General features: G+C 69.9%; 17 protein-coding genes. 11 read left to right on the forward strand and 6 right to left on the reverse strand.

What is annotated here, in order from left to right; all coding sequences use genetic code 11:
- Position 1 precedes the first annotated feature (1 nt).
- From AC1G9L_RS12305 to AC1G9L_RS12340, 8 genes are all read left to right on the forward strand, one after another.
- The gene (locus tag AC1G9L_RS12305) at positions 2–742 is read left to right on the forward strand and encodes a metallophosphoesterase family protein (protein ID WP_481069215.1); all 741 of its coding nucleotides are present in this window, start codon (positions 2–4) and stop codon (positions 740–742) included.
- Positions 743–839: 97 nt separating this feature from the next.
- On the forward strand, positions 840–1,121 hold the full coding sequence (locus tag AC1G9L_RS12310; RefSeq protein WP_019800062.1) for a DUF4190 domain-containing protein: 282 nt from the start codon (positions 840–842) through the stop codon (positions 1,119–1,121).
- Positions 1,118–1,891 (forward strand): methyltransferase domain-containing protein, encoded by a 774-nt coding sequence (locus tag AC1G9L_RS12315; protein WP_019800061.1) that lies wholly within the window; start codon positions 1,118–1,120, stop codon positions 1,889–1,891. Before AC1G9L_RS12310 ends, AC1G9L_RS12315 begins: the two co-directional genes overlap by 4 nt.
- A gap of 8 nt (positions 1,892–1,899) precedes the next feature.
- Positions 1,900–2,955: a quinone-dependent dihydroorotate dehydrogenase gene (locus AC1G9L_RS12320; protein ID WP_481069216.1), complete on the forward strand. Its 1,056-nt coding sequence runs from the start codon at positions 1,900–1,902 to the stop codon at positions 2,953–2,955.
- A complete protein-coding gene (gene murB / locus AC1G9L_RS12325) occupies positions 2,952–3,995 on the forward strand; it encodes a UDP-N-acetylmuramate dehydrogenase (RefSeq protein WP_017916939.1) in 1,044 nt (347 codons plus the stop codon). The genes AC1G9L_RS12320 and murB overlap by 4 nt, the downstream gene beginning before the upstream one ends.
- Before the next feature lie 32 nt (positions 3,996–4,027).
- Positions 4,028–4,897, forward strand: a complete 870-nt coding sequence (locus AC1G9L_RS12330) for a DMT family transporter (RefSeq protein ID WP_050946502.1) — start codon at positions 4,028–4,030, stop codon at positions 4,895–4,897.
- Between the two features lie 29 nt (positions 4,898–4,926).
- Positions 4,927–5,664 carry an aspartate/glutamate racemase family protein gene (locus tag AC1G9L_RS12335; protein ID WP_481069217.1) on the forward strand — a complete coding sequence of 246 codons (738 nt, stop codon included), beginning with the start codon at positions 4,927–4,929 and terminating at the stop codon, positions 5,662–5,664.
- A gap of 2 nt (positions 5,665–5,666) precedes the next feature.
- On the forward strand, positions 5,667–6,839 hold the full coding sequence (locus AC1G9L_RS12340; protein ID WP_481069218.1) for a TPM domain-containing protein: 1,173 nt from the start codon (positions 5,667–5,669) through the stop codon (positions 6,837–6,839).
- 4 nt (positions 6,840–6,843) lie between these two features.
- Here AC1G9L_RS12340 and AC1G9L_RS12345 read toward each other — a convergent pair whose 3' ends face one another.
- From AC1G9L_RS12345 to ispG, 5 genes are all read right to left on the reverse strand, one after another.
- Entirely contained in the window at positions 6,844–8,409 is a 1,566-nt protein-coding gene (locus AC1G9L_RS12345) for a J domain-containing protein (protein WP_481069219.1), read from the reverse strand.
- Positions 8,406–10,097 carry an Hsp70 family protein gene (locus AC1G9L_RS12350; protein WP_019802092.1) on the reverse strand — a complete coding sequence of 564 codons (1,692 nt, stop codon included), beginning with the start codon at positions 10,095–10,097 and terminating at the stop codon, positions 8,406–8,408. Before AC1G9L_RS12350 ends, AC1G9L_RS12345 begins: the two co-directional genes overlap by 4 nt.
- A gap of 446 nt (positions 10,098–10,543) precedes the next feature.
- Positions 10,544–10,708 carry a hypothetical protein gene (locus AC1G9L_RS12355; protein WP_019802090.1) on the reverse strand — a complete coding sequence of 55 codons (165 nt, stop codon included), beginning with the start codon at positions 10,706–10,708 and terminating at the stop codon, positions 10,544–10,546.
- Positions 10,709–10,879: 171 nt separating this feature from the next.
- Positions 10,880–11,590: a phosphatase PAP2 family protein gene (locus tag AC1G9L_RS12360; protein ID WP_019802089.1), complete on the reverse strand. Its 711-nt coding sequence runs from the start codon at positions 11,588–11,590 to the stop codon at positions 10,880–10,882.
- Positions 11,571–12,836 carry a flavodoxin-dependent (E)-4-hydroxy-3-methylbut-2-enyl-diphosphate synthase gene (gene ispG / locus AC1G9L_RS12365; protein ID WP_019802088.1) on the reverse strand — a complete coding sequence of 422 codons (1,266 nt, stop codon included), beginning with the start codon at positions 12,834–12,836 and terminating at the stop codon, positions 11,571–11,573. The genes AC1G9L_RS12360 and ispG overlap by 20 nt, the downstream gene beginning before the upstream one ends.
- Positions 12,837–12,960: 124 nt before the next feature.
- Here ispG and AC1G9L_RS12370 point away from each other — a divergent pair, with 124 nt between their 5' ends.
- From AC1G9L_RS12370 to AC1G9L_RS12380, 3 genes are all read left to right on the forward strand, one after another.
- A complete protein-coding gene (locus tag AC1G9L_RS12370) occupies positions 12,961–14,184 on the forward strand; it encodes an ATP-binding protein (protein ID WP_481069220.1) in 1,224 nt (407 codons plus the stop codon).
- Positions 14,181–14,747, forward strand: a complete 567-nt coding sequence (locus tag AC1G9L_RS12375; protein ID WP_019802086.1) for a response regulator — start codon at positions 14,181–14,183, stop codon at positions 14,745–14,747. The genes AC1G9L_RS12370 and AC1G9L_RS12375 overlap by 4 nt, the downstream gene beginning before the upstream one ends.
- A gap of 82 nt (positions 14,748–14,829) precedes the next feature.
- Positions 14,830–16,623 carry a sensor domain-containing phosphodiesterase gene (locus AC1G9L_RS12380; RefSeq protein WP_481069221.1) on the forward strand — a complete coding sequence of 598 codons (1,794 nt, stop codon included), beginning with the start codon at positions 14,830–14,832 and terminating at the stop codon, positions 16,621–16,623.
- 28 nt (positions 16,624–16,651) lie between these two features.
- On the opposite strand, the gene AC1G9L_RS12385 is transcribed toward AC1G9L_RS12380, so the two are convergent.
- On the reverse strand, positions 16,652–18,214 hold the full coding sequence (locus AC1G9L_RS12385; protein WP_010340044.1) for a sodium/sugar symporter: 1,563 nt from the start codon (positions 18,212–18,214) through the stop codon (positions 16,652–16,654).
- Between the last annotated feature and the right edge of the window lie 74 nt (positions 18,215–18,288).

Consider the following 18,288-nt stretch of genomic DNA (forward strand, 5'->3'; position numbering starts at 1 on the left):
GATGCGTCTGGCCGCGCTCTCCGATATCCACGGCAACCTGCCCGCGCTGGAGGCCGTGCTTGCGGATATCGGACGGCGCGGCGTGGACCGGATCGTCAACCTGGGCGACATCGTTTCCGGCCCGCTGTGGCCGCGGGAAACCGCCGCGCGGCTGATGCCGCTGGCGCTGCCCACGGTGCGCGGCAACCACGAGCGCCAGTTGAGCGAACTGGAACCGGCGACCATGGGCGCCAGCGACGCCTATGCTCATGCGCAACTGACGCTGGCGCAGCGGCGCTGGCTGGCCGCATTGCCGCCGACCCTGTCGTTGCCGCATGCGCTGCTGTGCCACGGCACGCCGCACGACGACCTGTGCTGGCTGCTCGACGAACTGGAACCGCCGCGGCTGCGCGCCGCCGATGCGCAGCGCGTGCGCGAGCGGCTCGGCGACGCCCCGCACGCGGCGCTGGTGCTGTGCGGGCACAGCCACCTGCCACGCACGCTGCGCCTGGACGACGGGCGCCTGCTGTGCAATCCCGGCAGTGTCGGCCTGCCCGCCTACGCCGAGACCCAGCCGCAACCGCACCGGGTCGAAACCGGCACGCCGCAGGCGCGCTACGCGGTGCTGGAATACCGCGACGGCCAGTGGCACGCGCAGTTGCACGCGATCGACTACGACCACGCCAGCGCCGCCGCGCAGGCCGAGCGCAACGGCCAGCCGCACTGGGCGCATGCCTTGCGGCACGGGCGCATGCCCGTATGAGCGGCGCACGCCAGGCGCGCTTCTGGGATAATTCGCCCATCCTGCGCAAGCGCGCGTCCACCTGGCGCATGCCGCCCTGCTCGCATGAGGAGTCCAGATGAGCACCGTTCGCGAAACCAATTCCCTGGCAGTGGTCAGCCTGATCGCCGGCATCCTCGGCTGGACCCTGATGCCGGTGCTGGGCAGCCTCGGCGCGATCGTCACCGGGCATCTGGCGCGCGCGCAGATCCGCCGCCAGCCGCAGCGCTTCCAGGGCGACGGCCTGGCGGTGGGCGGGCTGATCCTGGGTTGGGCCGCGGTGGTGCTGGCCGTGCTGGCGGTGCTGGCCTTCGTGCTGTTCTTCGGCGGGCTGGCGTGGTTCGCCAGCACCCAGTCGTGAGCCGGGAGGCCGCCGCGCCGCGCGAGCGCTTCAGCGACCGCGTCGCCGATTACGTACGCTATCGCCCCAGCTATCCGCCGACCCTGCTTGACTGGGTGCACGGCGAGCTGGGCGTGGCCCACGACGCGCTGGTTGCCGACATCGGCGCCGGCACCGGCATTTCCACGCGGATGTTCCTGCTGGCCGGGCACCCGACCCTGGCGGTGGAGCCGAACGCCGCGATGCGCGCGGCCGCCGAGGAATTGCTGCAGGACCAGCCGGGCTTCCGCGCCATCGACGGCAGCGCCGAGGCCACCACCCTGGCCGACGCCAGCGTCGACCTGATCAGCGCGGCGCAGGCCTTCCACTGGTTCGACCTGGAGGCGGTGCGCCGCGAATGGGCGAGGGTGCTGCGCCCCGGCGGCCTGGCGCTGGTCTACTGGAACTCGCGCCTGCTTGACGCTACGCCGTTCCTGGAAGGCTACGAGCAATTGCTGCTGGATTACGGCACCGACTACAGCGCGGTGGCCGAGCGCTATCACGACGATGCCACCATGCAGCGCTGGTTCGGCGCCGGCCTGCGCGGCACCGCACAGTTCCCCAACGAACAGCGCATGGACTTCGAGGCGCTGCGCGGACGCCTGCTGTCGTCCTCCTACGCGCCGCTGCCCGGCCACCCGCGCCACGCGCCGATGCTGGAGGCGTTGCGTGCATTGTTCGACCGGCACCAGCGCGACGGCGTCGTCGCGTTCCATTACCGCACCCGCGCCTTCGCCGGGACGCTGACCTGAGCCACGCCATGTATTCCCTCGCCCGACCGTTCCTGTTCGCCTTCGACGCCGAGCGCGCCCACGCCCTGGGCCTGCGCGCGATCGAACTGGCCTACCGCACCGGCACCAATCCGCTGCTGGCGCGCACGATCGCACCGATGCCCACGCGCGCCTTCGGTCTGGAGTTTCCCAACCCGGTCGGACTGGCCGCGGGCCTGGACAAGAACGGCGAGCACATCGACGCGTTGCTGGCGCTGGGCTTCGGCTTCGTCGAGATCGGCACCGTCACCCCGCGCGCGCAGGCCGGCAACCCGCAGCCGCGCATGTTCCGCCTGCCGCGGCAGCAGGCGGTGATCAACCGCATGGGCTTCAACAACCTGGGCGTGGACGCGCTGGTGCGCAACGTCGAACGCGCGCGGCGCCGGCGCGGCCTGCTCGGCATCAACATCGGCAAGAACAAGGACACCCCGAACGAGGACGCCGCGTCCGACTACCTGCACGGCCTGGAGAAGGTCTACGCGCTGGCCGACTACGTCACCGTCAACATCTCCTCGCCCAACACCGCCGGCCTGCGCGAACTGCAGGAAGAACAGGCGCTGCGGCAGTTGATCGCGCGGCTGCGCGAGGCGCAGGAAGCGCTGGCCGCGCGCCACGGCAAGCGCGTGCCGATGCTGGTCAAGGTGGCGCCGGACCTGAGCGACAGCGACATCGACGCGGCGGCGCGGGTGCTGTCGGACCTGCAGGTGGACGGGGTGATCGCCACCAACACCACCGTCGCCCGGCCCGGCCTGGAGCACGAGCCGCTGGGCGGGGAAAGCGGCGGCCTGTCCGGCGCCCCCCTGCTGGGCCAGTCCACCCTGGTGCTGCGCCGGCTGCGCGCGCGCCTGCCCGAGAGCATCCCGCTGATCGGTGTCGGCGGCATCCTGTCCGGCGCCGACGCGGTGGCGAAGATGGCCGCCGGTGCGGCCCTGGTGCAGTGCTACAGCGGGCTGGTGTTCCGCGGTCCGGAGCTGATCGGCGAGTGCGTCGAGGCGATGCGCCGACGCCGCGAAGCGCCCAGCCGCGGGGACGTGGTCGCGCCATGAGCACCACGGCCTGGTCGCTCACCGCGCAGGCGCCGCTGCAGGCGCTCAACACCTTCCACGTCGCCGCGCAGGCGCCGTGGCTGCTGCAGATCTTCGCCCCCGAAGCGCTGCCGGAGGCGCTGCTGGCGCCGGAACTGGCCGGCGCCGCGCTGCTGCCGCTGGGCAGCGGCAGCAACATGCTGTTCGCCGGCGACGCGCCCGGGGTGGTGCTGTGCTTCGCCAATCGCAGCATCGACACCCTGGAACACCGCGCCGATTACGCCATCGTCCGCGCCGGCGCCGGCGTGGGCTGGCACGAGCTGGTGATGTGGTCGCTGGCGCAGGGCCTGTCCGGCCTGGAAAACCTGGCGCTGATCCCCGGCACGGTCGGCGCCGCGCCGATCCAGAACATCGGCGCCTACGGCGCGCAGATGGGCGAGTTCGTGCATGTGGTCGAGGCCTACGACCGCGCCGATGCGCGCTTCGTGCGGCTGGACGCGGCCGCCTGCGAGTTCGGCTACCGCGACAGCCTGTTCAAGCGCCAGCCCGACCGCTACCTGATCGCCGCGGTGGAGTTCAACCTGCCGCGGCTGCACGCGCTGCGCCTGGACTACGCCGGCATCGGCGAGGAACTGCAGGCGATGGGCATCGCCACGCCCGGCGCGCCCGACGTGGCCCAGGCGGTGATCAATATCCGCCGGCGCAAGCTGCCCGACCCTGACGTGCTCGGCAACGCCGGCAGCTTCTTCAAGAACCCGCTGCTGCCGCTGGAACAGGCGCTGGCGCTGCAGCACGAGTACCCGGCGTTGCCGGTGTTTCCCGGCGACGACGACAGCCAGCGCAAGCTGTCGGCGGCGTGGCTGATCGAGGCCTGCGGCTGGAAGGGCTACCGCGACGGCGATGCCGGCGTGTCCGCCGCGCACGCACTGGTGCTGGTCAACCACGGCCAGGCCAGCGGTGCCGAACTGCTGGCGCTGGCGCGGCGTATCACCGCCTCGGTGGGCGAGCGCTTCGGCGTCATCCTGGAGCCGGAACCGCGTATCGTCGGCGCGCAGTGGTAAGCGCGCCCACGCCGCTGCGGGCGGCGCTGCTGATGCTGGCCAGTACGATGGCCTTCGGGCTGATGGTCGTTGCGATCCGGCTGGCCTCGGCGCAGCTGTCCACGCTGCAGATCGCGTTCTTCCGCAACCTGTTCGGCCTGCTGTTCCTGTTGCCGATGCTGCTGCGCCCGGGCCGGCCATGGCCGCGCACCGCGCAACTGCCGCGCTACCTGCTGCGCACCGCGATCGGCCTGGTGTCGATGCTGGCCGGGTTCTGGGCGATCGGCCATCTGCCGCTGTCGCAGGCCATCGCCCTGTCCTACTCCACCCCGCTGTTCGCGACCCTGGCCGCCGCGCTATGGCTGGGCGAGACGGTGCGGCTGCGGCGCTGGCTGGCGGTGCTGTGCGGCTTCGTCGGGGTGCTGCTGATCGTGCGCCCCGGCGCCGCCGCGTTCAGCCCCGGCACCCTGGTGGCGGTGCTGGCGGCGGTGATGAGCGCCCTGGTCGCGATCCAGATCAAGCAACTGGCGCGGGTGGACGCCGCCAACACGGTGGTGTTCTACACCTACGCGTTCTGGGTGCCGATGTCGCTGCTGCCGGCGCTGTTCGTGTGGCGCTGGCCGCAGGGCATCGACTGGCTGTGGCTGCTGGCCACCGGCCTGTTCGGCACCCTCGGGCAGTTGCTATGGACGCATGCGCTGCGCCTCGGCGAGGTCTCCGCGCTGACCCCGATCAGCTTCACGCAGTTGCCGTTGGTGGCGCTGTTCGGCTGGTGGCTGTTCGACGAAACACCGGACGGCGGCACCGTGCTCGGCGCAGTGGTGATCCTCGGCGCCAACGCCTACATCGCCCATCGCGAGGCGGTGCTGGCGCGGCGCGCGGCACGCGCCGGTGCCGGCACGCCCCCGACGCTGGACGCCTGAGCGCCACGCGCGGTCGCTGCGTGTGGCCGATGCCGCTACCATCCTCGCGCACTCAAGACGGCAGCAAGCGACCCAGGATGAAGACCATCGGCATGATCGGCGGCATGAGCTGGGAATCCACCCTGCCCTACTACCGGCACATCAACGAGACGGTGCGCGCACAGTTGGGCGGACTGCACTCGGCCAAGCTGCTGCTGCACAGCGTGGACTTCCACGAGATCGCGCAGTACCAGCGCGACGGCGACTGGGATGCGGCCGGCGCCGCACTGGCGGCGTCGGCGCGCGCACTGCAGGCCGGCGGCGCCGATTTCCTGGTGTTGTGCACCAACACCATGCACTGCGTCGCCGACGCGATCGCCGCCGCGGTGCCGCTGCCGCTGCTGCACATCGCCGATGCCACCGCCGATGCGCTGCAGGCCGCCGGCATCGTCCGCGTCGGCCTGCTCGGCACCCGCTTCACCATGGAGCAGGCGTTCTACCGCGAACGATTGCAGCGGCGCGGCTTCGACGTGCTGATCCCGGATGCGCCGGCGCGCGAGGACGTGCACCGTATCATCTACGAGGAACTGTGCCAGGGTCTGGTCCAGGCATCGTCGCGGCTACGCTACCGCGAGGTGATCGCCGGGCTGCAGGCGCAAGGCGCCGAGGCGGTGATCCTGGGGTGCACCGAGATCGGCTTGCTGGTCGGCCCCGCCGACGCGGCGGTACCGCTGTTCGACACGACCGTGCTGCACGCGCGTGCCGCGGCCCTGCACAGCCTGGCCTAGCGATGCGCAAACAGCGCCCACACGTCACCACTCCGCGCCGCAGCCCCGGCACGCTATGCGCCTGGGCGCCGTTCCGGCCCGGTACGCTGCTGCTCCTGGCCCTGCTGCTGTGGCCGGCGCTCGGCCGCGGCGCCGTCGCCATTCCGCCCTACACGCCGAACGTGGTCGATCCCGCCGGCACGCTCAGCGCCGACGACACCCAACGGATCAACGCGGCGCTGCAGCGCCTGCGCGAACGTCAGCACATCTGGGGCGCGGTCTACATCGTGCCGTCGCTGCAGGACGAACCGATCGAGCGGCTGGCCGAGCGCGCCTTCCACACCTGGCGGCTCGGCCGGCAGGGCAGCGACAACGGCTTGCTGCTGGTGCTGGCGATGCAGGACCGGCGTTCGCGCTTCGAGGTCGGCTACGGCCTGGAAGGCGTGCTGCCCGACGTGGTCGCCCGGCACGCGCTGGACGACTACCTGGCCCCACGCCTGCGCCAGGGCGACACCGCCGACGCCATCGTGGCCGCCTTCGACTTCATGGGCCGCGCCGCCGCGCAGGATCCCGCAGCCGTCGCCGAACTGGCGCAACCGGCCGACGACGGCATGCACTGGCGGCGCGGCGCCATCGCCTGGGCAGGCCTGCTGGCGCTGGTGTGGCTGCTGCCGCCGCTGCGCAGTGCCTGGACCGGCATCCTGCGCAGGCGCCTGCTGCGGCGGCACCCACGCCTGTCGGGCAAGCCCGAGGAACTGGTGCAGGACACCGCACGTGGCGGCTTCTTGGCGTGGTTCATCCGCCTGTTCCTGAGCGCCAATCCCGGCATCTTCGTGTTCCTGCTGTCGGCCAGGTCGATGACCATGTACGTGATCTTCCTGGCGCTGGAACTGCTGATCCTGGTGCTGACCCTGGCCGTCGCCGCGCAACGCTACCGCTCGCCGCAACGCTACAGCCGCTTCCTGCAGTCGCTCGCGCGGCGGCGCAATGCGCTGATCCGCAAGGGCCACATCGCCGAGACCGCGCCCGGCGTGTTCGCCTACACCGCCAGCTACTACGCCGAGCAGGCCGCCAAGGAACGCGCCGCGGCCGAGTCCCCAGGATCGTCCTCCTCCTCCTCGTCTTCGTCCTCCAGCAGCGACTCGTCCTCCGGCGGCGGCAGCTCCGGCGGCGGCGGCGCCAGTTCGAGCTGGTAACCGGTCAGGCCATCGCCCTCTTTCTGGCTCTCCACTGCGAGATCAGATCGCCAAGCCAGGCGATCGCGGTGCCGCCGAGCGCGACCTGCGGGTAGAGGACCAACATGCCGACCCCCAGGAAGGCAGCCTTGAGCACAAAGAATCCAGCCCACACCCAGCCCCAACCCCATTCCATCTGAAGCCGGTATCCAGCACGGCGCATCCAGCGTACAACCGCGATCATCAATAGCGGCAAGGCGATGGCTGCGGCAGCCCAGGACTTGTCCGCTGCAATGCATGCAATGGCGACCATGCCGAGCATCGGGATGAAGAAGCGCTGCAACAGCGGGCGTCTGACGCAGGCATCGGTTTCGTGTCGGGACTGCCAACGCAGCAGCGAAGCGAAGCAGTCCCAGGCAAGCCAGCCACCAACGATGAGAGCGGCGCCGATGCCGCCGGCCTTCAGCATCGGCGAGATCCCGGGTGCCGGATTGCGATCGAGCATCGCCAACAAGAGGCACAGAAGCAGGAAGGCTGCTGCCGCGATCAGGCTACGCGCCACTCCGACCATGAAGGCAATCGGATTGAACATGTGCCGTTCGCCGGCCAGGTACCAGGTGTTGGCACGCTCTCGCTGCAACGGCGGCGGTGGCTTGCGACCATCCGGCACGTAGCCGATCAGTTCAAGCAGCCGCCGCATGCGGGTGGGCCGGCCCGGCCACAGCATCGCCGCGAACACCGCACTGTCGGACGCCTTCGGGCCCAGCAACGCCAGCAACTTGCGCACATAGGGAACGGACGCATCTGAGTCGCCGCGCCGCCGCAGCGCCTCGCTCAGCTCTCCATGCCCGGACGGTTGCAGCCGCCAACGCTGGTGCATCCGTGCGCAGGCATGCTGCACGAGGTAGGGATCGGGAGCGTCCAGCGCCTGCTCCCAGTCGAAGAAATCCGCCAGCACCTCGTAGTGGTAGAGGCTGAGCGTTTCCTCGTGTTCGAGCAGATGGCGCTGCAGGTCGGCACCGATCTGCGGTTTGTGGTCCAGCGACCAAAGCTCCGGTTGCGCGAGCAGCCAGGCGCGCAGCGCTGCCGGTTCCAGTTGCTGCGCTTGATGCAGGATGCGCAACTGCATCTGCGCCATGTCCACGGACGGAGGCTCCGTCTCGGCAGGCCCGATCCTGGATGCGACAGCAGGATGCCGGATGGCTGGCGTTTCGGCGGCCTCTGGCACTGCGAAGCGTTCGGGCGCTTCCGCGACGTTGGCAGGCTGAAGCACGTCGGCATCATGCTGCGTGGGCGCCCGCACGGTTTCCTGCGCCAAGGAAGCCCGCGCAAACCCGACATCCGCCTGCGCCTGCGCGTGCAGTACATCATCCTGGTGTTCCAGGCCCTCGACGGCCGGCTCGGCCGGGCGATGCGCAGCGGCGAAGTGCCGCGCCCAGCCAAGCGCCGCCTGGTAGGTCTCGTGGAGTTGCTGAAAGCCGGCCGGATCTTCGTCCGGACGGGTCACCTTCAGGCGCGCCGCGTAGGCCCGCTTGATGGCGCGCTCGTCGGCGTCCTCATCCAGCCCCAATGCCGCCAATGCCCAGCTCATGCGCGCGCTTCCAGCTCGTCCAGTGTCTGGGCCAGTTCCTGGCGATGGCGTTCGATACGGACCGTCTCCTGGCTTTCGAGCACCGCGCGGAACTGGTCGAGCCAATGCTGCAGCGTCTGGCGTTCGTCGATGTACTCCTCGTAGACACGCTCGATGCGTGCCAGCATCGCCAGGTTCTGCTGCTGATCGCGCGGGTGCACCTTCAGTTCGGCCAGCGCCAGCAAGCGCCGGGCGATTTCGTCGCGGTCGAGCAGCCCGGGATTCTGTTCGAGGATCAATTCGTGCCGCTTGCCGGTGGCCTCCTCGACGACCTCGACCTGCAGCAAACCGTCCACGTCATAGGTGAAGCGAGTCAGCACGCTCTGCTCGTTGCGCGGGCGCTTGGGATCCAGCGCCACCCGCACTTCGCCCAGCTTGATGTTGCGCTCGACCATGGGGTTCTCGCCCTGGTAGACGTCGATGACCACTTCGGTCTGCCGCTCGTGGATGGGATAGAAGGTGTCTTCGCGACTGACCGGCACCACGCTGTTGCGCGGGATGATCGGGTGGAAATACCCGTTGCGCAGTTGCCCATCGCCGCCGCGGCGCGATACCTGCGTTCCCAGCGTATAAGGGCAGACATCGGTCAACACCACCTCGCGCAGGCTCTCGTCGCGGCTCTTCAGGCCGGCCGCCACCACCGCCCCCAGGGCGATCGCATGGTCGGGATTGACGTGACGCAGCGGCAGGCGGCCGAGCATGCGCGTGGCCAGGCGGCTGATCATCGGCATGCGCACCGCGCCGCCGACCAGCACGATGTCGTCCAGTTCCGACGGCCGCAACTTGGCATCGCGCAGCGCCCGTTCGATCGGTGCGCGCATGCGCTGCAGCAAGGGCTCGGCCAGCTGGGCGAAGCGCGACTCGTCGATGTCCCAGCTGTACGTCTGCCCGGCGATGCTCAGGCTCACTGCCGCCTGCGCCTGGGTGCTCAGTTCGCGCTTGAGTTGCTCGATCCGTCGCCGCAACTGGGCGCCGTCGCTGGGTGCGAGCTTGGCCGGATCGAGCCGATGCTCGGCACAGAAACCGTCCACCAGCACCTGCAGGAAGTCTTCGCCACCGAGGAAGTTGTCGCCTGCGCTCGCATGCACTTCCACCACGCCGTCGAACATTTCCAACAGCGACACGTCGAACGTGCCGCCACCGAGATCGAGCACCAGCACGCGGCCTTCTCCCCCGCGCTCCTGCAGCCCGTAGGCGAGCGCGGCGGCAGTCGGCTCGTTGATCAAGCGTTCGACGCGGATACCGGCCAGTTCGCCGGCCACCCGGGTGGCCTTGCGTTGTGCGTCGGAGAAATACGCCGGCACGCTGATGACCGCTTCCTCGACCTTCTCACCCAGCGCGGCCTCGGCATCGGCGATCAGGGAGCGCAGGATCAGCGCGGACAGCTCTTCCGGACGGAAACTGCGCTGTCCCAACCGAGTCTCGCGCGGGCTGCCCATCCAGCGCTTGAACGCGGCCACGCTGTGGCCCGGATGGGTCACCAGGCGATCGCGGGCGGGCTGGCCGACCAGCAGGTTGCCATCGTCGTCGACGCTGACCACCGACGGGGTCAACAGGCCGCCGTGTGGATTGGCGAACAGGCGCCCACCGTCGGCGTCGTGGATGCCGATCAGCGAGTGGGTGGTGCCGAGGTCGATACCTACGATCATGTGCGGATCCTTGTGTCCCTATCCATTATGAAAATTCTAGACGTGCCTGTGCAGGGCGCGATGCTGGATGTCCTGGATCAGCGAGAGGGCCCGGAACAACAGCGCAACCACGGCGCCGGGCCAGGCACCGGCCTGGACCGCGATGGCCAGAGGTACGCACAGCCCCCCACCACGCCGAGCCCAGGGATGATCGCCTTTCGGGATTCGGTGTCCATGCGGCCTGCCATGCGGGATGTCGCGACGTAGGCGAGCGCGGAACCGACGGCCACCCCCAATCCGCCGCTACGCATCCCGACAGGATGACGATACTGGCCGATGGCCGCGCCCAGCAATGCGCGAGGCGCCAGTTCGCCCTTCAACACCGGGGTATGCACGAAATCGGCCAGGGGCCCACGACCAGCGGACGCACTGCCGCAGGTGGCACCAGCGACACATCGACCTGCAGGTCATCGATCGTGGCGCGCGCGTGCTGCGCGCCACGTCGGCGCTTCCGCCCAGGCCAATGCCGCCCGATAGGTCGCGTCCAACTGCTGGAACGCGCCCGGGTCGTCGTCGGGCCGGGTGGTCTTCAAGCGCAGCGCGTAGGCGCGCTTGATCGCGCGCGGCCGCATCGGGCGGCAGTTCCAGCGCCTCATCGACCAGGCTTCGCCGCCGCAACGCTGCGCCGTTCGACGTCCATCCCCTGCTTGCCCCCTATCCCTGCAAGATCGCGTTATCGGCGACCGCCGCCGGAACTTGAGCGTGCTGCGCTACGGTGCGTCGCCACGCATCGAACGGCGCCGCTAGGACACGGCGCGCCGCACGCGCCAGCGCGGCCGGCGCGCGCCGCGGAACAGCAGCAGGTACAGCCCCACCACCCACACCAGCGCCGCGCTCCAGCCACCGAGGATGTCCGAGGGGTAATGCACGCCCAGGTACACCCGCGACACACCGACCAGCAGGGTGAAGCTGCCGGCCAGCCACAGCACCGGCCAGCGCCAGCGGGTACGCCAGCTCAGCGCGATCAGCACCGCGGCCAGGGTCATCGAACCCATCGCGTGACCGCTGGGGAAACTGAAGGTGTGGTGCTCGGGCGCGATCGACTCCCACAGGCTCGGCCGGTCGCGCTGGAAGAACTGCTTGGCACCCATGTTCAGCAGCGCCGAGCCGATGAAGGACAGCGCGGCGAACAGCGCTTCGCGCCAGCGGCGCAGGCCCAGCAGCACCAGCACGATCAGCGTGTCCAGCGGGATCACCCCGTACTGGTAGCCGGCCTCGGTGACCACGGTGAAGAAACGATCCCAGCCCGGGCTGGTCAGGCCGCGCATGCTCCACAGCAACGGCTCGTCGAAATACAGGTCTTCGAGTGCGTGCACGTCCTCGGCCAGGGCCACGAACACGCCCAGCGGCAGCAGTACCCCGGCGAACAGCAGCACCACGCGCCAGGCGTTCAGCCGCAACCAGCGGCGCAGCCCGGCCGCCTCGGCGGCGGACTCACCCGGTGCGGCGGACATAGGTGCGTTCGACGTACTCGTCGATCAGCGCCACGAACTCCTGGGCGATGTTCTCGCCGCGCAGGGTCACCTTCTTCTCGCCGTCGATGAACACCGGCGCGGCCGGCGCCTCGCCGGTGCCGGGCAAGGAGATGCCGATGTTGGCGTGGCGCGACTCGCCCGGTCCGTTGACCACGCAGCCCATCACCGCCAGGGTCATGCTCTCGGCGCCGGGATGGCTCACCTTCCACTCCGGCATCTTCGCGCGGACGTGGTTCTGCACCACCTTGGCCAGCTCCTGGAAGAACTCGGAGGTGGTGCGGCCGCAGCCCGGGCAGGCGGTGACCAGCGGGGTGAAGGCGCGCTGGCCGGTGGTCTGCAGCAGTTCCTGGGCGACGATCACTTCCTGCGTGCGCGACTGCCCCGGCTCGGGGGTCAGCGAGATGCGGATGGTGTCGCCGATGCCTTCCTGCAGCAGCACCGCCAGCGCGGCCGCCGAAGCGACGATGCCCTTGCTGCCGATGCCCGCCTCGGTCAGGCCCAGGTGCAGGGCGAAGTCCGAGCGCTGCGCCAGGTCGCGGTACACCGCGATCAGTTCCTGCACGCCGCTGACCTTGCAACTGAGCACGATGCGGTCGCGGCCCAGGCCCAGTTCCACCGCGCGCTCGGCCGAATCCAGCGCCGAGCGGATCAACGCCTCGCGCAGCACCCGGCCGGCATCCCACGGCACCTCGCGCCGCGAGTTCTCGTCCATCAGCTGCGCCGCCAGCGCCTGGTCCAGCGAGCCCCAGTTGGCGCCGATGCGCACCGGCTTGTCGTACTTGAGCGCGAATTCGATCAGCTGCGCGAACTGGGTGTCCTTCTTCTTGCCGAAGCCGACATTGCCGGGATTGATCCGGTACTTGGCCAGCGCCTCGGCGCAGGCCGGCTCTGCGGCCAGCAACTGGTGGCCGTTGTAGTGGAAGTCGCCGATCAGCGGCACCTCGATGCCCATCATCCGCAGCTTGTCGACGATGCGCGGGATCGCCGCGGCCGACTCGGGATTGTTGACGGTCAGGCGCACCAGCTCCGAACCGGCGCGCCACAGTTCGGCCACCTGCTTGACCGAGGAGGCGACGTCGGCGGTGTCGGTGTTGGTCATCGACTGCACCACCACCGGCTTGCCGCCGCCCATGGTGACGCCGCCGATGCGGACCGGCTGGGTGAGACGGCGCGCCCAGGGCGCGGCATCGGCGGGGGGCGTGGGGCGGCTGACGGCATCGTACATGCGCCCATTTTAGCCTGCGCGGCGCCTCCTTCCGCACGCGCCGGCACCGCCGATTCAGCGAGGCGGCGCCGCTGCGACGGTTTGTCGCAGGCAGGCCCCCGGCCCAGCGCATACGATGCGCAGCATGGATTCCACCGACGCCTCCTTCCTGCGCACCCTGTGCAGCCTGCGCTGGCTGGCCACAGCCGGCCAGGCCGCGACGATCCTGGTGGCGACCTGGCCGCTGCAGTTGCCGCTGCCGCAGGCGCCGCTGTGGGCCGGCGTGGCGGTGCTGGCGCTGTTCAACCTGTACGCGCAGCTGCGCCTGCGCCATGCCGACTCGGCCGCCCCGGCCACCGCCTTCGGCCACATCCTGGTCGATGTGACGGTGCTGACCTGGATGGTCGGCTGGAGCGGCGGCATCGGCAACGCCTTCGGCTCGCTGTTCCTGGTGCTGATCGCACTGGCGGTGCTGGCGCTGCCGCTGCGCTGGGCGCTGGCGGTGGCGCTGGCCTGCGTGGCCGGCTATACGGTCAGCGCCGTCTTCGGCCTGCCGCTGCCGCACGGCCCCTACCAGGCGCTGGACCTGCAGCGCTGGGGCATGGCCGCCAACTTCCTGCTGTCCACGGTGGTGGTACTGGTGTTCTCCACCCGCCTGGCGATGGCCATGCGCGAACGCGAGCGCGAACTGGCGCTGCTGCGCGAGCGCTTCACCCGCAACGAAGGCATCGTCGCCCTGGCCACCCATGCCGCCTCGGTGGCGCACGAGCTGAACACGCCGCTGGCGACGATGACCCTGCTCACCGACGACATCGCCGAACAGAGCACCCAGCCGGAACTGCGCGAAGACCTGGACACGCTGCGCGAACTGCTGGTGCAGTGCCGCGAGCGGGTGCTGGCGCTGGCCGCACCGGCGCAGCGCGCCGGCGGGCAGACCGTGTCGCTGGCGCAGGTGCTGCACCAGTGGCAACTGGTGCGGCCCACCGTGCGCCTGCGCCGCAACGACGACGCGCCGCTGCAGCTGCGCATGGAAAGCGCCATCGGCCACCTGCTGCAGGTCCTGCTGAACAACGCCGCCGACGCCGGCGAACGCGCCGGCCATCCGCAGGTGGACCTGAACGTGCGGGTCACCGGCAGCGAACTGGTCGGCGAGGTGCGCGACTACGGCGGCGGCTTCGACGCCAACCAGGTCGGCCTGCCGGCCACCCTGTTCCGCAGCGGCAAGCCCGAGAGCATGGGCGTGGGCCTGGCGCTGTCGCATGCGACCATCGAACGCCTGGGCGGCGAACTGTGGACCGAGCCGGCGCCGGACCATGGCGCCCGGGTCGGCTTCCGCCTGCCGCTGCTCGCCCTGGAGACCTCCGCATGAACACCGACACCCCGCTGGGCCTGCTGGTCGACGACGATCCGCTGTACCTGCGCACCCTGCAACGCACCCTCGCCCGCCGCGGCCTGGAGACGCGCACCGCCGACAGCGCCGCCGCCGCGCTGGCGCTTGCCGCCGAGTCGCCGCCGGACTACGCGCTGATCGATCTCAAGCTCGGCGACGAATCCGGCCTGGCGCTGATCCAGCCGCTGCGCGCGATCCGCGCCGACATGCAGATCCTGCTGGTCACCGGCTACGCCAGCATCGCCACCGCGGTGGAGGCGATCAAGCTCGGCGCCGACGACTACCTGCCCAAGCCGGCCACCGTGCCGATGATCCTGCGCGCGATCGGCCTGGAGGCCGAGGAGGACGAAGACGAGGACGGCAGCGACGTGCCGGACGCGATGACCCCGCTCAGCCGCCTGCAGTGGGAGCACATCCAGCAGGCCATGCACGAGACCGGCGGCAACGTGTCCGCGGCCGCGCGCCTGCTCGGCATGCACCGCCGCTCGCTGCAGCGCAAGCTGGCCAAGCGGCCCAGCCCGCAGCGCGATCCGCCGCGCTGAGCGTGCGGCGCGGCGCCGCGGCAGCCTGAACCGCCCGTCCGGCCAGCGCTCAAGTCCCCTGCTACCGGGCCGATAACCCGGCATGCTGAAGTCTCCCCCACCCGCCTTGCTGGACGAGCCGCAACGGCTCAGTGCCCTGCGCCAGCTGTGCCTGCTGGACACGCCGGCCGACCAGGTCTTCGATCTGGTCACGCAACTGGCGTCCCGCTACCTGCGGGTGCCGATCGCGCTGGTCTCGCTGATCGACGAACATCGCCAGTGGTTCAAGTCCCGGGTCGGTCTGGAGGTGCCGCAGACGCCGCGCAGCCAGGCGTTCTGCGCCTACGCGATCCACAGCCCGGAACTGATGGTGGTGCCCGACGCGCGCCAGGACCCGCGCTTTTGCGACAACCCGCTGGTCACCGGACCGCCGTTCATCCGCTTCTACGCCGGCGCGCCGCTGCTGATGGCCGACGGCGCCAGCCTCGGCACGCTGTGCGTGATCGACAGCGAGCCGCGCCACGAGTTCGACGAGGTCGCGCGGCGCACCCTGCAGGACCTGCGCGACCTGCTGATGGTGCGCATCGACACCCTGCGCAACAGCGGCTTCGTCGACGCGCTGACCGGCCTGCCCAACCGCAGCCGCTTCAACGACGACCTGACCATGTGGCTGTCGCTGCAGAGCGCGGACCAGCACGACACCGCGGTGGCGATCGACGTGTGCGGCATCGACTATTTCCGCGACATGGTCAAGGCGCTGGGCTGGGAGTACGCAGAAGGTTACCTGCTGGCCGCGCGCGACCGCCTGCGCCAGGCGCTGGGCAGCCTGCCGCTGTACCGCATCGACACCACCACCTTCGTGTTCATCATGGAAGGCAGCGACACCGCGCATCTGGAGTACTGGTGCGAGCACGTCTGCGACGCCTTCGCCGCGGCGATCGACCACCAGGGCATTCCGCACGCGGCCAGTCCCTCGCTGGGCGCGGTGCGCCTGGACGGTGCGCTCAGCGCCAACCACACGGTGCGCTCGCTGACCACCGCGGTGGACATGGCGCGCCAGCGCGGCCAGCGCTGGAGCCTGTACGAGCGCAACCACGACGCCAACCAGCGAAATGCCTTCCGCATCCTCGCCGCCTTGCCCGAGGCACTGGACGCCAGAGGCCAGCTGAGCCTGCACTACCAGCCGCGGGTGAGCCTGCGCAGCGGCGAATGCGTCGGCGTGGAGGCGTTGCTGCGTTGGCAGCATCCGTTGCTGGGCACGGTGGCGCCGAACGACTTCATTCCGCTGGCGGAAAAGACCGCACTGATGAGCCGCATCACCGCCTGGGTGCTGCGCAACGGCATCGCCCAGGCGGCGCTGTGGCAACGGCGCGGTTACACCTTCAGCGTCGCGCTGAACGTGTCGGCGGTGGACCTGGAGCAGGTCGACTTCATCGTCCGCCTGCAGGCGCTGCTGCAGCAGCACGCGCTGGCCCCCGGCGCGCTGGAGATCGAATTCACCGAGAGCGCGATGATCCGCGATCCGCAGCGTGTGGGCGAAAAGCTGCAGCAGATCAGCGCGCTCGGGGTGAAGATCGCCATCGACGACTTCGGCACCGGCTACAGCAACCTCGGCTATCTGAAGAACATCCCGGCCAGCGCGCTGAAGATCGACCAGTCGTTCATCCGCGCCCTGCCCGGCAGCCGCAGCGACGGCATGCTGGTGCCGTCGATGATCCATCTCGGCCACGACTTCGGCCAGCAGGTGGTGGCCGAAGGCATCGAGAGCGAAACCGTGTACCGGATGCTGCGCGAGTGGGGCTGCGACGAAGGCCAGGGCTACTGGATCGCGCGGCCGATGCCGGCCGAGGCGCTCGACGCCTGGCTGGCCGAGCCGTGGCAGGGCGGCGACGCCTGAGCGCACCGCGCCACGGCCGGCCCGTGGCTCACCAGAACACCGCGTACAGCGCTACCAGGATCGCGATCACCACGGCGGCGCCGAGCTTGAAGCCCAGCGTGGTGCCGTAGCGCACATCGTCGGTGCGGATCAGATCGCGCGCCGGCGCCAGCGGGGTGAGCAGCGACACCACCACCGCTGCCACCAGCGACAGCACGAACACCAGGCCGATGCGGTCCATGAACGGCAGTTCCGGCCACAGCTTCTTCAGCGCGAACGACAGCAGCACCGAGCCGATCGCCGCGGTCAGCGCGCCGGCCTCGTTGGCGCGCTTCCAGAACAGGCCGAGCATGAAGATCACCACCACGCCCGGGGTGAAGAAGCCGGTGAATTCCTGGATGAACTGGAAGCCCTGGTCGAAATTGCCCAGCAGCGGCCGCGCGGTGAGGATGCCGATCAGTACCGAGGTCACCGCGGCCACGCGGCCGACCCGCACCAGTTGCGGCTGGTCGGCCTGCGGGCGGAACTTGGCGTAGAAATCCAGGGTGAAGATGGTCGCCACCGAATTGATCTTGGACGCCAGCGAGGCCACGATCGCCGCCACCAGCGCGGCGAACACCAGGCCGAGGATGCCGCTGGGCAGCAACTGCATCATGGTCGGATAGGCCTGGTCGGGCTTGGCCAGGTCCGGCGCCAGCACCACCGCGGCGATGCCCGGCACCACCACCACCACCGGCATCAGCAGCTTCAGGAACGCGGCGAACACCATGCCCTTCTGCGCCTCGCCGATGTTCTTGGCCGCCAGCGCGCGCTGGATGATGTACTGGTTGAAGCCCCAGTAGCTGATGTTCATCACCCACAGGCCGCCGAGCAGCACGCTCAGGCCCGGCAGGTCCTTGTAGAACGGGTTGTCCTTGGACAGGATCATGTGGAAGTGCTCGGGGTGAGCGTTCCACAGATGCCGGAAGCCGGCGAGCACACCGGCGCCGTCGCCGATCTTCGACAGGGTCAGCCCTGCGACCAGCAGGCCGCCGAGCACCAGCAGGGTGACCTGCACGATGTCGGTCAGCGCCACCGCCTTCAATCCGCCGTAGAGCTGGTAGACCAGCGCGAACACGCCGATCAGCGCGAGCGCCAGGGTCTGGTCCATGCCGGTGACCTGGCTCACCGCGATCGACCCCAGCCACAGGATCGAGGTCAGGTTGACGAACACGTACAGCAGCAGCCAGAACACCGCCATCAGCGTGCGGATCCACTTGCCGTAACGCTGCTCCAGGAATTGCGGCATGGTGTAGATGCCGTTGCGCAGGAAGATCGGCAGGAAGAACTTGCCGACGATCAGCAGGGTCAGCGCCGCCATCCACTCGTAGGAGGCGATCGCCAGGCCGATCGCGTAACCGGAACCGGCCATGCCGATGATCTGCTCGGCGGAAATGTTCGCCGCGATCAGCGAGGCGCCGATCGCCCACCACGGCAGGGTCTTGCTGGCCAGGAAGTAATCTTCCGCGCTCTTGCGGTGCCCCGCCTTCTCCCGCGACACCCATTGCGCGAGCAGGAAGATGCCCGCCAGGTAGACCACCACGATCGCCACATCCAACGTCGCCAACCCCACTGCCTTCTCCTACGGGCCGCAGCCCTGTCGCACCGTTGTCCATGACGCCGCCCGCATGGGCGGCGCCGCTCGTT

The organism is Xanthomonas sp. NCPPB 1132 (genome assembly GCF_056629235.1).